We start from the raw sequence: 13,821 nt of genomic DNA, 5'->3' as shown, positions 1-13,821 counted from the left end.
GTCAGATCTCCGGAACGGCCCACGTCCCTGTCCCGGCCACGACGTCGGCGACCAGGGAACGAAATCGATGGCACTCGGTGATGTCGTGCGAGCGGCAGCGCAGGGCGTGCTCGGTCATCTCGCGAGATCGCTGCATCTCGATCATCCGTCGGTCCAGGTCGGCGATGTGGTCCTGGAGCACCCGATGGCGCGACGGCGCCTGCTCGTCGAGCAGCACCGCGATCTGCTCGAGCGTCATGCCGGCGGCCTTGCTGCGCAGGATCACCGCGACCCGGACGAGGTCGTCGTCGCGGTAGAGACGTCGTTCCGCGGCATCGCGGTCGGGATCGAGCAGCCCCGCATCCTCCCAGTGGCGCAGCACGTGCGTGGCCAGGCCGAATCGCGCCGCGACATCTCCGATCGTGAATGGGCTTGACTTCATGTCAACATGAACTCACAGACTGGCCTTCAGTTCAAGTCAACCTGAAGGAGAACACCATGTACGACGCGATCATCATCGGCGGTGGACCGGCCGGTCTGCAGGCCGCGCTCACCCTCGGCCGCATGCACCGGCGGACGCTGCTGCTGGACTCCGGCGAGTACCGCAACGGCACGGTCGAGCACGCTCACAACTTCCTCACCCTCGACGGACTGCCCCCGGCGGAGATCCGGGAGCGCGGCCTGCGTGACATCGCGGCGTACGACACGGTCGAGGTGCGCCGGGCCAGGGCCGACGCCGTGTCCCTCGTCGGCCAGGCATCCGACGGTGGGGCCTTCACGGTGACGATCGGCGACGAGGAGCTCGCGACCCGTGCGGTGGTCCTGGCCACCGGTCTGCGCGACCAGCTTCCCGACATCCCCGGTCTCGTCGAGGTGTGGGGCGTGGAGGCGGCCAACTGTCCGTTCTGCCACGGCCACGAGTTCGCGGGCCGTCGGGTCGGGCTGCTCGGCATGGGGGACCATGCTTCGGCCATCGCGGCGATGCTCGAGCCCGTCGTGGCCGAGTCGATCGAGCTGCCCGAGGTCACCAGCATCGAACGCATCGAGGGCGGGCTGCGTGTCCAGGTCCCGCAGGCCGAACCGCTGGAGCTGGCAGGCATCTTCGTGCGCGCCGATTTCGAGCAGTCAGCTCCCTTCGCCGAGCAGCTCGGGCTCTCGATGCACGCGTCCGGGTGCATCGAGATCGACATCTTCGGCCGGACCAGCGTGCCCGGGATCTACGCCGCAGGAGACCTGGCGCACCACGGCGACCTTCCGGGACCGATGCCGACGCTGGCGGGCGCGGCGGCCGCCGGACTCATGGCCGCCTCCACCTGCGTCCGCGAGCAGGCGATGGCGACGCTCTGAGGTGGTCAGGGAGCCGTGACGAGGCGGCGCAGCAGGTCGAGCAGCTGCGCTCGCTGTGACGGTGAGAACCCCGCCAGCAGGGTCTGGCCAGCAGCGGCGACGAGACCGCCGGCCTGGTCCAGGGCGGGTTCGGCGGCCGCGGTCAGGTGCAGCATCTGGGTGCGGCGATCGGTGGGGAGACGTCGGCGCTCGAGCAGGCCGCGCAGCTCGAGGCCGTCGACGATCTGCACGACCGCGGGATGGCTGACGCCAAGCACCCGCGCCAGGTCGGCCTGCGAGATCGGGCCCGTCGACCGCAGTCCCGTGAGCGTGGCGAAGTGTCGAGGTTCGATGCCGACCGGCTCCAGGGTGGCGAGCACGGTGGGGTGCAGGGCGGCGTGGATGCGGGGGATGAGGAACGGGATGCTCACCAACAACGGGTCAGGGGTGTCGGCGGAGAGCCCGTCGCGAGCCAGGGTCAGCAGCAGGGTCCGGAAGTCCGCGCGCTCGACATTCGTGAAGCCCGCGGTGACCGCGCCCTCCGCGTCCTCGACGTGCCGTCGCCACCGACGCGCCGCGTTCGCCCCCTCGAGGGTCCGGGTCAGGGCGTAGGAGCGGCGGTCCTCGGGGTTGCGCACCCGTTGCGCGAGTCCTTGGTCGGCCAGGTCGCCGGCGACTCGCGTCATGGTGGTGGGGCTGACGCTGATCATCTCGGCGATCGCCTGCTGGGAGCGGGTCACGCCGCCGGCCAGGGCGAGCAGGGCGGCGTAGGTGTGGATGTCCACGGCGGAGGGCAGTTCTTCGCCGAGAGCCTCGGTGACCCGTGCTGCGGCACGCCAGAACAGGTGGCCGGGTACCTGCTGCAGGGCCGGGAGCAACTCGCGACTGGCGCATGCGTCACCCACTGTTCATCCTCCATCGAATCATTAATGACTTGACGATCCTTCGACTCCGAGTATCGTAACTCATGTAATCGTTAACTCCTTGACGATTCTCGAACCGTCGAAGGATCACCCGTGAGTCACTCCGCCGCACCGCACCCCCACGCCGTAGAACCACCGGCCTCGGGCTCGCAGTGGTGGACCCTCGCCGCGGTCTGCACCGGCGTGTTCATGCTTCTGCTCGACGTGACGATCGTGAACGTCGCGCTGCCCGACATCCAGACCGATCTGGGTGCCTCGCTGGCTGGGCTGCAGTGGGTCATCGACGCCTACGCCCTCAGCCTGGCCGCGCTGCTGCTGACCGCCGGATCGCTGGCCGACCTGTATGGCCGACGTCGCGTCTTCCTGATCGGCGTGGTGATCTTCACGACCGGTTCGGTCGCCTGCGGACTCGCCCAGAGCGTCGTCTTCCTGTGCCTCGCTCGGGTGCTGCAGGGTGTGGGTGGCGCAGCCATGTTCGCCACTGCGCTGGCACTGCTCGCCAGTGCCTACACCGGCCGTGAGCGCGGCATCGCCTTCGGTGCCTTCGGTGCCACCACAGGGGTGGCTGTGGCCCTCGGCCCCGTGCTGGGTGGCGCACTGACCAGCGGACTGTCCTGGCGCTGGATCTTCTTCGTCAACATCCCCGTCTGCCTGGTGGCGCTCGCCGTGGCCGGCACGCGGGTCCAGGAGTCGCAGGATCCCCGGGCCGGGAGCCCCGACTGGATCGGCTTCGCGACGTTCAGCACCTCGCTCGCTGCGCTGGTGTTCGGTCTCATCGAGGCGGGGCAGCGCAGCTGGGGCGACCCACTCGTGGTGGCCTCCCTGGTGGCGTCGGTCGTGCTGATGACGGTGTTCGTCATCAGCCAGGTGCGTCAGGGTGACCCGATGTTCGATCTCGGCCTCCTGCGCAAACCGACCTTCACCGGCGGACTCATCGCCGCCTTCGGTGTCTCGGCGTCGATCTTCTCCCTCCTGGCGTACCTGGTCATCTACGTCCAGAACGTCCTCGACTACTCCGCGGTCCAGACGGGCGTGCGATTCCTGTTCCTGTCGGGTGCCTCCTTCGTCGCCGCCGTCATCGCCGGCCGACTCACCGAGAAGGTGCCGACCAAGTGGCTGATCGGCCCCGGCTTCCTGGTGCTCGGTGTCGGCCTGCTGCTGCTGACCGGCATCGAGCCGGACTCCGTGTGGACGCACCTGATTCCCGGTCTACTGGTCTCCGGTGTCGCCATCGGCATGATCAACCCGCCCCTGGCCTCGACGGCGGTGGGCGTGGTCGAGCCGTCTCGTGCCGGCATGGCCAGCGGCGCGAACTCCACCTTCCGACAGGTGGGCATCGCCACGGGGATCGCGGCACTGGGGTCGATCTTCGCCCGACAGGTCAGCGATGCGGTTCAGCCCGGGCTGAGTGGCAAGGTCCCGCCGGAGGCGCTCGACGGCCTGACCACGGCGCTGTCCGGAGGGCAGGTCAGTTCTGCGGCACTCGGGGCGCAACGGGCGGCCGAGCAGTCCGGGGGAGCAGCTGCCGGGCAACAGGCGTTCGACCTGGTCGCCCAGGTCGGTACGGCCGGCGTGGTCGACGCCCTGAACCACATCGTCGGAATCGGCGCGGTCATCGCCTTCGTCTCAGGTGTGGCGTGTCTGGCCCTGATCCGGCAGAAGGACTTCGTGGCTCACGGGGAACCGCCGGTGGCCGCATCGGACGACGTGGTGCCCTCAACCGAAGTGGGCTGAGGATCCGCGCTCCGGAACTGGCGACGGTTCGCTGTCGGCGTCGGTGAACGGAGCGCCGCCGGCGAATCGCTGCGCCGCCTCGACCGGGGCCAGCACCGTGTAGGGAAACGGCGACCCGGCCACGGCTCGGGTGAGCTCGGCCACCGGCAGGTTCGCGCGGCTCGCCACGACCAGCACGTTGCCGTGGCGCCGGCCCTTCAGCGTCGCGGCCTCGCCGCCGAGCATGATCGCGGGAAGCACCTCGCGCAGTCCTGCGAGCACCCGGCGGCTCCACGCGAAGGGCGCGCGGTCCCCGAGGTTGACCAGCAGGGTCCCGTCGTGAGCGAGGACGCGCCCGACCTCGGCGAAGAACTCCGCGGTGACCACGCCAGCTGGAACCTGTGGTCCGTCGAAGGCATCGAGCACGATCACGTCAGCGTGGTCGTCACGCATTGCGGCCAACCCGGTGCGCCCGTCGAGGGGCCGGACCTTGATGCCGCTGCGTCTTGGCAGGGGCAGCTCCTCGCGGACGAGGGCGGTGAGGTGCTCGGCCGGTTCGAGCACGATCTGCGGTGAGGTCGGCCGGCTGGCGGCCACGAACCGCGGCAGGCTCATGGCAGCGCCGCCGATGTGCACGAAGCGCATCCGCTCGCCGGCCGGCGCGAGCAGCGTGATGACGGTGGCCATCCGGTCCAGGTAGTCGAACATCAGGTGATACGGATCGTCGAGGTCGACGAACGACTGGTCGTTACCGCCGACCTTCACGGTGTAGCCCGTGCCGTCGCGGACGATCGTCACCGGCGCAGGCTCCGCTCCGGACTCGTTCTGCCCTGAGATGCCCGGGGTCTGACTCACGCGCTCACCCTACGGTGCGGCCGATAGGGTGACCTCTGTGCGTATTGCGAGATTTGCGGGTGAGGACGACCCCCAGTTCGGTGTCATCGGTGACGACAACGGAGTCCAGACCATTGCTCACCTGAAGGGCGACCCGCTGTACGCGGGGATCGAGCTGACGGGACAGAAGACCCCGCTGGCCGACGTGCGTCTGCTGGCGCCGGTGATCCCGCGGAGCAAGGTGGTGTGCGTGGGGCGCAACTACGCCAAGCACGCGGCCGAGATGGGGGGCGAGGTTCCGGTCGAGCCGTTGATCTTCCTCAAGCCCAACACCTCGGTGATCGGGCCGGGCGAGCCGATCTTCTATCCCGACCAGAGCAACGACGTGCACTTCGAGGGCGAGCTGGCGGTCGTCATCGGGCGCATCTGCCGTGACGTGTCGGCCGAGGACGCCAACCGCGTCATTCTCGGCTACACGATCGGCAACGACGTCACGGCGCGCGACCTGCAGGCCACCGACGGCCAGTGGGCCCGGGCCAAGGGATTCGACACGTTCTGCCCGCTCGGCCCGTGGATCGAGACCGACTTCGACCCCGCCGACGTGCGCGTGCGCACCGTCCTCAGCAGCGGGGGGCTCGACAGCGGGGGACAGGCGGGCGAGACCAAGCAGGACGGGCGTACGTCCGACATGGTGTTCACCGTCCCCGACATCATCGCCTACGTGTCGTCGTTCATGACACTGCTGCCCGGCGACGTCATCCTCACCGGCACCCCCGAGGGTGTCGGCCCCATGGAGGTGGGCGATTCGGTCAGCGTGAGCATCGACGGACTCGGCACCCTGACCAACCAGGTGGTTTCTGCTCATGACTGAGCCCATCCGTCCCGTCGTGGCCCGGTTCTGCCCGTCGCCGACCGGCAACCCGCACGTGGGCATGGCCCGCACCGCGTTGTTCAGCTGGGCCTTCGCCCGCCATCACGGTGGAAAGTTCGTGTTCCGCATCGAGGACACCGACGCCTCGCGTGACTCCGAGGACTCCTACCAGCTGCTGATCGACGTGATGCGGTGGCTCGGTCTGGACTGGGACGAGGGAATCGAGGTCGGCGGCCCGCACGGACCGTACCGGCAGAGCGAGCGCATGGACATCTATGCCGACGTCGCCCAGAAGCTGGTGGACGCCGGCCTGGCCTACAAGGCGTACGACTCCGCCGAAGAGCTCGAGGAGCGGCGCACGGCGGCGAGGGCCGAGGGCCGCCCGAGCGGGTACGACGGGCTGCACCGTGATCTCACGTCCGAGCAGCAGGCCGCGTTCGAGGCCGAGGGCCGCGAGCCGGTCATCCGGTTCACGATGCCGGCCAAGGACTGGACCTTCACCGACCTGGTGCGCGGCGAGATCACCTTCGGCGCCGAGAACGTGCAGGACTTCGTCATCGTGCGCGCCAACGGCCAGCCGCTGTACACCCTGACCAACCCCACCGACGACGCGATGATGGGCATCACCCACGTGCTGCGCGGTGAGGACCTGCTGAGCTCGACACCGCGCCAGATCGCCCTGTACGAGGCCTTTGCGCAGATCGGTGTCGGCGGGGGATTCACCCCCGAGTTCGGCCACCTGCCCTTCGTGATGGGTGCGGGCAACGCCAAGCTGTCCAAACGCGATCCGGAGTCGAACCTGCTGGACTACCAGCCGCAGGGCTTCCTGCCCGAGGGGCTGCTCAACTACATGGCGCTCCTCGGCTGGTCGATCTCCGGCGACCGAGACGTCTTCACGCTGGCCGAGATGGTCGAGGCGTTCGAGATCGAGAGCGTCAACCCCAACCCGGCGCGCTTCGACCTCAAGAAGTGCGAGGCGATCAACGCCGACCACATCCGCATGCTCGAGACCACGGACCTGCAGCAGCGGCTCGTGCCGTACTTCCAGGCAGCCGGCCTGATGGCCGACGATCCGACGTCCGACCAGCTGGCCACCCTGCTGGCGGGCACACCCCTGGTGCACGAGCGGATGAACCGGCTCACCGAGGCCGTCGACATGTTGCGCTTCCTGTTCGTGACCGACGACGATTTCGTGATCGATGCGACCGACCGAGCCAAGCAGCTCGACGACAAGGGCCTGGAGGTCGTGCGTGCTGCACGCGACGCGCTCGAGGTCGCTCACACGCACGAGTGGACGACCGCGAGCATCGAGGGTGCCCTGAGGTCCGCCCTGGTCGACGACCTCGGGCTCAAGCCGCGGCTCGCCTTCGGGCCGGTTCGCGTTGCGGTGACGGGAAGTCGCATCTCCCCGCCGCTGTTCGAGTCGCTGGAGCTGCTGGGCCACGAGCTCACCATCGCGCGCCTCGACGCCGTCCTGACCTGAGACGCCGCTGGCCCCAGCGGCCGGCCGGTTTGGGACCGGCGGTACTGGTCGGGTAGAGTGACGTTTCGGTTCGGGCTCGTCCCGAAGCCTGTGGGGTATGGTGTAATTGGCAACACAGCGGTTTCTGGTACCGTCGTTCTAGGTTCGAGTCCTGGTACCCCAGCGATGATCAGTCGCCTCTCTTGGTAGACTGCATCCGGTTGCAAGACAGCTAGGGCCCCGTTGTGTAGCGGCCTAGCACGCCGCCCTCTCAAGGCGGTAGCGCGGGTTCGAATCCCGTCGGGGCTACAGACACGTCAGACCCCCTGAACTGCGCGAGCAGGTCAGGGGGTCTCGTCGTTCCGGCCGCAGAACACGGGACCCGTGAGGATGACCAGCTGCTGGGTGGCCCGGGTCATCGCGACGTAGCGGTCGACGACGCCTTCGATGCCATCGGCGTGCGAGGTGTCCTCCACGAGGACGACGAGGTCGAACTCCAGCCCCTTCGACAGCTCGGCGGTCAGCGACCGGACCCGGTCGGTCGCCGCGAACCAGGGGGCGCCGACGACACACGCGATTGCTTCTGGATGCTCGGTCTGCCACGTGTCGAGGAGCGAGGGAAGATCGTCGATCGATCCGTGGACCACCGGCACGCCGGAGATCCGGATCGAGGTGGGCACGTTGGCGTCGGGGATCGCCGCGCGGATCACGGGCTCGGCCTCGGCCATCACCTCGGTGGGCGTGCGGTAGTTGATGCTCAGCGGTGCCAGCGTGATGCGATCGAGTCCCACCCGGGTGAGGCGCTCGTGCCAGGACTCGGTGAAGCCGTGGCGGGCCTGGGCGCGGTCGCCGACGATCGTGAAGCTGCGCGACGGGCAGCGCGACAGCAGCATCTGCCACTCGGCGTCGGTGAGCTCCTGGGCCTCGTCGACGACGACGTGCGAGAAGGGACCTGCGAGCGCGTCGGGGGTCGCCGTGCTCAGTCCGGATTCGTCGATCAGGGTGTCCCTCATGTCACCGGCGTCCGGGCCCCAGAAGAATCCGGTCACGGCCTCCTCGCGATCGACGTCGGCGGCGAGCAGGTCCTCGATCACTCGATCGTGCTGCTCACGCTCGAGCTCGACGTGGGCCTCGTTGCGACGTTCACGCGTCGACGCTCCGGAGTCTCCGAGTCGTCGCCGGGCCGCGTCGAGGAGGGGGAGGTCTGCCGTGGTCCACGGTGCACCCTCGTCGCGCCGCAGTGAGCCGACCTCGTCGGGAGTGAGCCACGGAGCGCACAGGCGCAGGTAGGCAGGTGTCGACCACAGGTCGGAGATCAGGTCGGTCGCCTCGATCATCGGCCACGCCCGGTGCAGGGCACGGTGCAGGTCGGCGTTCTGCTCCAGGGCTCGACGCACCACCGCAGCTGATTCGTCGCCGTCATGGGCGTCGGTCAGGATCGTCAGCAGCGCCTCCCAGATCTGCTCGCGGCCCTCGTTGTGTGGAGTCCCCGGGTCGACGGCTGCGAAGGCTTCGGCCCAGTCACCGGGGTTCAACGGCAGGTCTGCCCAGCCGGTCTGGACGACCATCGCCGCCTTCGGAGGTTCTTCCCAGAAAGTCACCGCTTGTTCGACCGAGCGCACCAGGTCGACCGATGACTTGAGGGCCGCCACGCGGGGATCTGGGTCGTGGGCGGCCGTGGCACCCTCGGTTGTCAGGTCGCGGAGGGTGCAGGTCTGCACCCCGTCCTCACCCAGGCTCGGCAGGACGTCGCCGACATACGCCAGATAGGGCTGGTGCGGACCGACGACGAGCACACCACCTCGGTGGTGCCCGACATGGGTGTCGGCGTAGAGCAGGTAGGCGGAGCGGTGCAGGGCCACGACGGTCTTGCCGGTGCCCGGGCCGCCGTCGACCACGAGGGAACCGCGTGAACCGGCGCGGATGATGGCGTCCTGATCGGCCGCGATCGTGCCGAGCACATCGCGCATCTGGGCGGAGCGGTTCTGACCGAGACTGGCGATGAAGGCCGACTGGTCGTCGAGCGAGGCGCGGCCGTCGAGCCCACCAGGGGTGAACACCTCGTCCCAGTAGTCGCTCACCTGAGTCTCGGTGCCCCGTCGAGCAGCCCAGCGGTACCTGCGGCGACTGGTGAGCCCCATCGGATCGGCATGCGTCGCCCCGAAGAACGGTTCGGCCGCGGGGGAGCGCCAGTCGACCATGAGTCGGTGCCCATGACTGTCGGTCAGTCCGAGCCGTCCCACGTAGACGGTCGTCGTGCCCACCATGCGTCCGAGACAGGCGTCGAGCCCGAATCGTTGCAGCAGGCGTCGCCGGGTGGTCAGGCGCCGGACCTCGTCATCGCGGTCCATCGCTGCCTGCCCCGGATCGACCGGTGCCCTGAGCGCGGCGTCGAGCCGCTCGGACACCTCGACGATCGACTGTCGAAGACTTCGCGCGACGGCTGCGAAGTGTTCCTCGTCGTCGGCGATGAGTGCCGGATCGGTCTTGGCGGCGAGCCGGTCGGGAAGATCGAATGCGCTGGTGCCGAGTCGGTTCACGTGGGGTGAATCTGCTGTCATGCGAGGCTCCTGGGGAGGATGGGTGGGGGTCCGGTTGACGATTTTCGGGCACACCAGGGGGCTTGCGGCAAGCCCCCTGGTGCGCTATACCTTGGTGAAGGAGAGGGCAACACCTGCACGTTCTGCATCACGGCCCGGGCCTCGGTCCGGGCGTTTGTGCGTCCGGGGCCGGACACCGTGAGCTCTGCACGTCCGATTTCCGCTAGAACAGTGCGGTGCGGCGCGCCATGATGGACCCATGCACTCCGATCACGACCGTTGCTATCGCGCCGTCCAGTCGCGCGATGCCCGCTTCGACGGGGTCTTCTACACGGCGGTACGCACCACGGGGATCTACTGTCGTCCCTCGTGCTCGGCCGTGACGCCCAAGCCGCAGAATGTGTCGTTCCACGCCTCGGCCGCATCGGCGGAGGACGCCGGATTTCGTGCCTGCCGCCGCTGTCGTCCGGACACCACGCCGGGCTCGCCTCAGTGGAATGTGCGCGCCGACGCCGTCGGACGGGCCATGCGACTGATCGACGACGGTGTGGTCGAGCGTGAAGGAGTGGACGGTCTTGCCAGCCGACTGGGGTACAGCCAGCGGCACCTGCAGCGCATGATCACCTCCGAGCTCGGTGCAGGGCCGCTCGCGCTGGCGCGCAGCCGTCGGGCTCAGGTCGCCCGGATCCTGATCGAGACCACCGATCTGACGATGACCGACATCGCGTTCTCGGCGGGCTTCTCCTCGGTGCGACAGTTCAACGACTCGATCCGCCAGTCCTACGCCCTCACACCGACACAGATGCGGGGCAGACGTCGAGGCGCCCCCACCGGCCGGGTCGCGGTCCGGTTGCCCGTGCGCCAGCCCTTCGCCGTCGACCCGCTGCTGGACTTCCTGGCCGCACACGTGCTTCCGGGCGTCGAGACGGTCCGCGATCGCACCTATGCCCGTTCGCTGCGACTGCCGCACGGCCTCGGCGCGATGGCGCTGACGCTGCACGACGACCGCGTCGACGCCGTGCTCGAGCTGGCCGACTTCCGTGATGTCTCCGTCGCCATCAACCGTGCTCGCCGCATGCTCGATCTCGACGCCGATCCTGTCGCGATCGACACGGTGCTGGCCGCGGATCCGGTGCTGGCTCCGTCAGTGGCCGCGACCCCGGGTTTACGAGTGCCGTCGCACGTCGACGGCTTCGAGGTGGCGGTGCGCACCATCGTCGGGCAGCAGGTCTCGGTCGCCGGGGCGAACACCGTGCTGGGTCGGCAGATCCCCCTGCGCGGCACACCGATCGACTTCGGGATCGCCACGGAGTTCGGTCTGACCCATGCCTTTCCCGAACCCGACGCCTTCGCGCAGGCCGGCCCCGGCGATCTGGGCATGCCACGTGGTCGCGCCGCCTCGATCATCTCCCTCGCCGGGGCGGTCGCGGACGGCTCGCTGGACCTGCACCCAGGTGTCGATCGCGACGCCACGCGCGCCCAGCTGCTCGCCATGCGAGGGATCGGCCCGTGGACGGCCGACTACGTGCTCATGCGAGCCCTGGCGCACCCGGACATCCTGCTGACCACCGATCTCGTGCTCCGCCGCGAGATGGAGAAGCAGAACATCACCCCCGACCAGGCCGAGCGGTGGAGCCCATGGCGCTCCTACGCCGGCATGCACCTGTGGCGCGCCAGCGGCGCGCTCGAAAGGAATCCCCGATGACCTCACGCTGGATGGATTCGCCGATCGGTGGGCTGCGTATCCGCGCCTCCGCCGACCTGATCACCGCGATCGACTTCGACGCCGAGGCCGTGGGCCGCCCGGTCTCCGATCCTCTCCTGGATCGTGCTCAGCGACAGCTGACCGAGTACTTCGACGGTGATCGCACGACCTTCGATCTCCCCCTGGCTCGCGACGGCTCGGAGTTCCAGCTCAAGGTGTGGTCCGCGCTGAACACCATCGCCTACGGTCAGACCGCGACCTACGGACAGATCGCTCGCCAGCTGGGCTATGACACGACCGTCTCGCGCGCCGTGGGATCGGCCAACGGATCGAACCCGATTCCGATCGTCGTGCCGTGCCACCGGGTCATCGGGTCCAACGGCACCCTGACCGGATACGCCGGTGGTATCGATCGCAAACGCACCCTGCTCGATCTCGAGACAGCAGGACTGTTCTAGCGACCCGACGATCGCGTCCGGTTGAGGCGGTGCAGATCACATCGGCACGGTGAACGCGGAGCCAACTCCCGGCGTAGATCCTGTCATGAGTGCCATGCCCACCTCCGAGCCGAGAATGATGCTCGTCTCAGATACCGTGACGACACACGCACGCGGTGACAGGAGGACCACGAGGATGGCCGATGTCGGCTTCGACGTGCGCGCTGCCTACGCCGAGCATGGCCGTGACCTCCTGGGCTTCGCGATCAACGCCACCGGGGATCGCGGCATGGCCGAGGAGTGCGTCCAGGAGGCCTTCACCAAGGCCTGGCAGGCGCGTGAGCGGTTCGACCCGCAGCAGGCCTCGACCCGCACGTGGTTGTTCGCCATCACCCGCAACGTCATCACCGACCACCTCCGGGCCCGAGCCAGGCGTCCGGTGCGCATCGTCGCCGATGCGGGCCAGGACGTGGCCGCGCCCACCACCGTGGGTCAGGTCGACGACCACGTGACGCTGGTCTGGGCGTTGGCCCAGGTCAGCGAGCTGCATCGCCGGGTCGTGGTGGCGGTCCGGCTCGAGGGGTTCAGCTACGAACAGCTCAGCGAGCGCGACGGGGTACCGGTCGCCACCCTGCGGACCAGGATGTTCCACGGATTGAGAGCCTTGCGCGACATCCTGGACGGGGCACAGCACGACGAAGCAGACCACGAGGGAAGAAAGGACAGGTCATGATGGCGGCACTCGAACGACGCGAACACCTGATCATCGGTGCAGTCACCGGCGATATCAGCGATGACGAGCAGCGCGAGCTGGATGCGCTCATGACGCACGACCTGTCCGTGCGCACCGAGATCGAACAGATGCAGGACGTGGTCTCTCGCGTCGACGACCTCGACCACTGGGCCGAGGTCGCCGCGTCGCCGGATCTCGATGCGGCGATCGCCGCCATCGCGGACGCCGACGCGGCGCCAGTGCCCGTGCCCGCGTCCGGGATTCGGCCACGGGCCGGACACCGCTCGACCGGTCGTCGCGCGACGACCCGGCGCGAGGCGAGCCCCTCGACCCGACGATCCCCGACGGGCCGATCCCTGCCGTGGCGCGGAGTCGCTGCTGCCGCGGCTCTGGTGGTGGCCGGTGCAGGAGGGGCCCTCGGGATCGAGCGGGTCGTCGATCACTCCTCGATCGTGTCGGGGGAGCCCGGAACCCTCGGAGCCGCCGAGGACATCAGCTTCGCCTCCGAGGGTGCGGGCCAGGTCGATGGCTCGGTCGTGGCGCACACGTGGGGCACCGAGGCCATGTTGACCGTCGATGGTCTCGAGACGGGTCGGACCTATGACGTCCTGTTCGTCGACGAGCGCGGATCGACCATCGATGCCGGCTCGTTCCTGGGGTCGGAGGTGCAGATCAACTGCTCGATGAATGCCGCCATCATGCGCGAGGACGTCGCCTCCGTGCGCATCGTCGCGGACGACGGCACCACCGTCCGCGCAGCCGATCTCCCTCAGGTGAGCAGCTGAGCCACGGTTCGACACGATGGCGCGTTCACCTGGATGCGCCATGATGTGGTCTCCAACCCTAGGAGCCCACATGGCCAAGAAATCGGATCGGTCCAAGAAGGACGTCCTGATCGACGACCTCTCGACCCAGATCAAGAAGCTCAGCAAGCAGGTCCGTCGTCTCGAGAAGGAGCGCGATGAGCTCGCCGGTGCGGTCGACCAGCAGCGCAAGAAGGCGGTCAAGGCCGTGCGCAAGGTCGAGAAGCGGGCGCGCAAGGAGATCATGAACGCTCGAGAGCGGGCCGAGACCGCGACCGAGTCGGCGGTCAGCACGATCCTCGATCACGCGCCCGAGGCAGAAGCCGAGGCTGAGAGCGAGATCGAGACCGAGAGTCCACTCGTCGTGGGGCCCGACTCCTCGTGGACCGTGGTCGATCTGCGGGCCGTGGCCAAGAAGCGCGAGGTGGCCGGCTACTCGCGGATGACCAAGGCGCAGCTGCTCGCCGCGCTCAACTGAATTCCTGGGTGTTGATC

The 13,821-nt window shown here is 68.6% G+C and carries 13 protein-coding genes and 2 tRNA genes; 11 read left to right on the top strand and 4 right to left on the bottom strand.

Going from position 1 to position 13,821, the window contains the following annotated elements:
• Position 1: 1 nt before the first annotated feature.
• Complete coding sequence (locus tag ACHAA3_RS03640; protein WP_435707583.1) at positions 2 to 421, bottom strand: MerR family transcriptional regulator; 420 nt, start codon at positions 419 to 421, stop codon at positions 2 to 4.
• Positions 422 to 477: 56 nt separating this feature from the next.
• On the opposite strand from ACHAA3_RS03640, the gene ACHAA3_RS03635 reads away from it, so the two are divergent.
• Entirely contained in the window at positions 478 to 1,326 is an 849-nt protein-coding gene (locus tag ACHAA3_RS03635) for an NAD(P)/FAD-dependent oxidoreductase (protein ID WP_435707582.1), read from the top strand.
• 5 nt (positions 1,327 to 1,331) lie between these two features.
• On the opposite strand, the gene ACHAA3_RS03630 is transcribed toward ACHAA3_RS03635, so the two are convergent.
• The gene (locus ACHAA3_RS03630; protein ID WP_435707581.1) at positions 1,332 to 2,210 is read right to left on the bottom strand and encodes a MarR family winged helix-turn-helix transcriptional regulator; all 879 of its coding nucleotides are present in this window, start codon (positions 2,208 to 2,210) and stop codon (positions 1,332 to 1,334) included.
• Between the two features lie 111 nt (positions 2,211 to 2,321).
• On the opposite strand from ACHAA3_RS03630, the gene ACHAA3_RS03625 reads away from it, so the two are divergent.
• A complete protein-coding gene (locus ACHAA3_RS03625; RefSeq protein ID WP_435707580.1) occupies positions 2,322 to 3,962 on the top strand; it encodes an MFS transporter in 1,641 nt (546 codons plus the stop codon).
• On the opposite strand, the gene ACHAA3_RS03620 is transcribed toward ACHAA3_RS03625, so the two are convergent.
• Entirely contained in the window at positions 3,945 to 4,739 is a 795-nt protein-coding gene (locus ACHAA3_RS03620; protein ID WP_435708208.1) for a spermidine synthase, read from the bottom strand. The genes ACHAA3_RS03625 and ACHAA3_RS03620 overlap by 18 nt on opposite strands.
• Positions 4,740 to 4,833: 94 nt before the next feature.
• Here ACHAA3_RS03620 and ACHAA3_RS03615 point away from each other — a divergent pair, with 94 nt between their 5' ends.
• From ACHAA3_RS03615 to ACHAA3_RS03600, 4 genes are all read left to right on the top strand, one after another.
• On the top strand, positions 4,834 to 5,646 hold the full coding sequence (locus ACHAA3_RS03615) for a fumarylacetoacetate hydrolase family protein (RefSeq protein ID WP_435707579.1): 813 nt from the start codon (positions 4,834 to 4,836) through the stop codon (positions 5,644 to 5,646).
• Positions 5,639 to 7,129, top strand: coding sequence for a glutamate--tRNA ligase (gene gltX, locus ACHAA3_RS03610; protein ID WP_435707578.1), 1,491 nt, complete (start codon positions 5,639 to 5,641; stop codon positions 7,127 to 7,129). The genes ACHAA3_RS03615 and gltX overlap by 8 nt, the downstream gene beginning before the upstream one ends.
• Before the next feature lie 91 nt (positions 7,130 to 7,220).
• Positions 7,221 to 7,292: transfer RNA gene (locus ACHAA3_RS03605), tRNA-Gln, on the top strand.
• Positions 7,293 to 7,344: 52 nt separating this feature from the next.
• Positions 7,345 to 7,417, top strand: a tRNA-Glu gene (locus tag ACHAA3_RS03600).
• A 35-nt stretch (positions 7,418 to 7,452) separates the two neighbouring features.
• Here the strand turns inward: ACHAA3_RS03600 and helR are convergent.
• Positions 7,453 to 9,669 carry an RNA polymerase recycling motor ATPase HelR gene (gene helR, locus ACHAA3_RS03595; protein ID WP_435707577.1) on the bottom strand — a complete coding sequence of 739 codons (2,217 nt, stop codon included), beginning with the start codon at positions 9,667 to 9,669 and terminating at the stop codon, positions 7,453 to 7,455.
• Positions 9,670 to 9,907: 238 nt separating this feature from the next.
• Between helR and ACHAA3_RS03590 the strand changes: the two genes are divergently transcribed.
• The 5 genes from ACHAA3_RS03590 (at position 9,908) to ACHAA3_RS03570 (ending at position 13,804) form a co-directional block, all read left to right on the top strand.
• Entirely contained in the window at positions 9,908 to 11,353 is a 1,446-nt protein-coding gene (locus tag ACHAA3_RS03590; RefSeq protein ID WP_435707576.1) for an AlkA N-terminal domain-containing protein, read from the top strand.
• On the top strand, positions 11,350 to 11,811 hold the full coding sequence (locus ACHAA3_RS03585; RefSeq protein ID WP_435707575.1) for a methylated-DNA--[protein]-cysteine S-methyltransferase: 462 nt from the start codon (positions 11,350 to 11,352) through the stop codon (positions 11,809 to 11,811). Before ACHAA3_RS03590 ends, ACHAA3_RS03585 begins: the two co-directional genes overlap by 4 nt.
• 175 nt (positions 11,812 to 11,986) lie before the next feature.
• Positions 11,987 to 12,523, top strand: coding sequence for an RNA polymerase sigma factor (locus ACHAA3_RS03580; RefSeq protein WP_435707574.1), 537 nt, complete (start codon positions 11,987 to 11,989; stop codon positions 12,521 to 12,523).
• Positions 12,520 to 13,308 carry a hypothetical protein gene (locus ACHAA3_RS03575; protein ID WP_435707573.1) on the top strand — a complete coding sequence of 263 codons (789 nt, stop codon included), beginning with the start codon at positions 12,520 to 12,522 and terminating at the stop codon, positions 13,306 to 13,308. The genes ACHAA3_RS03580 and ACHAA3_RS03575 overlap by 4 nt, the downstream gene beginning before the upstream one ends.
• A 70-nt stretch (positions 13,309 to 13,378) precedes the next feature.
• Positions 13,379 to 13,804: a Rho termination factor N-terminal domain-containing protein gene (locus ACHAA3_RS03570; RefSeq protein WP_435707572.1), complete on the top strand. Its 426-nt coding sequence runs from the start codon at positions 13,379 to 13,381 to the stop codon at positions 13,802 to 13,804.
• Positions 13,805 to 13,821 lie beyond the last annotated feature (17 nt).

Source organism: Aeromicrobium sp. CF3.5 (assembly GCF_051262695.1).
Lineage (GTDB): Bacteria > Actinomycetota > Actinomycetes > Propionibacteriales > Nocardioidaceae > Aeromicrobium.
The sequence above is the reverse complement of the archived record's forward strand: the minus strand, read 5'-3'. Positions and strand labels throughout refer to the sequence as shown.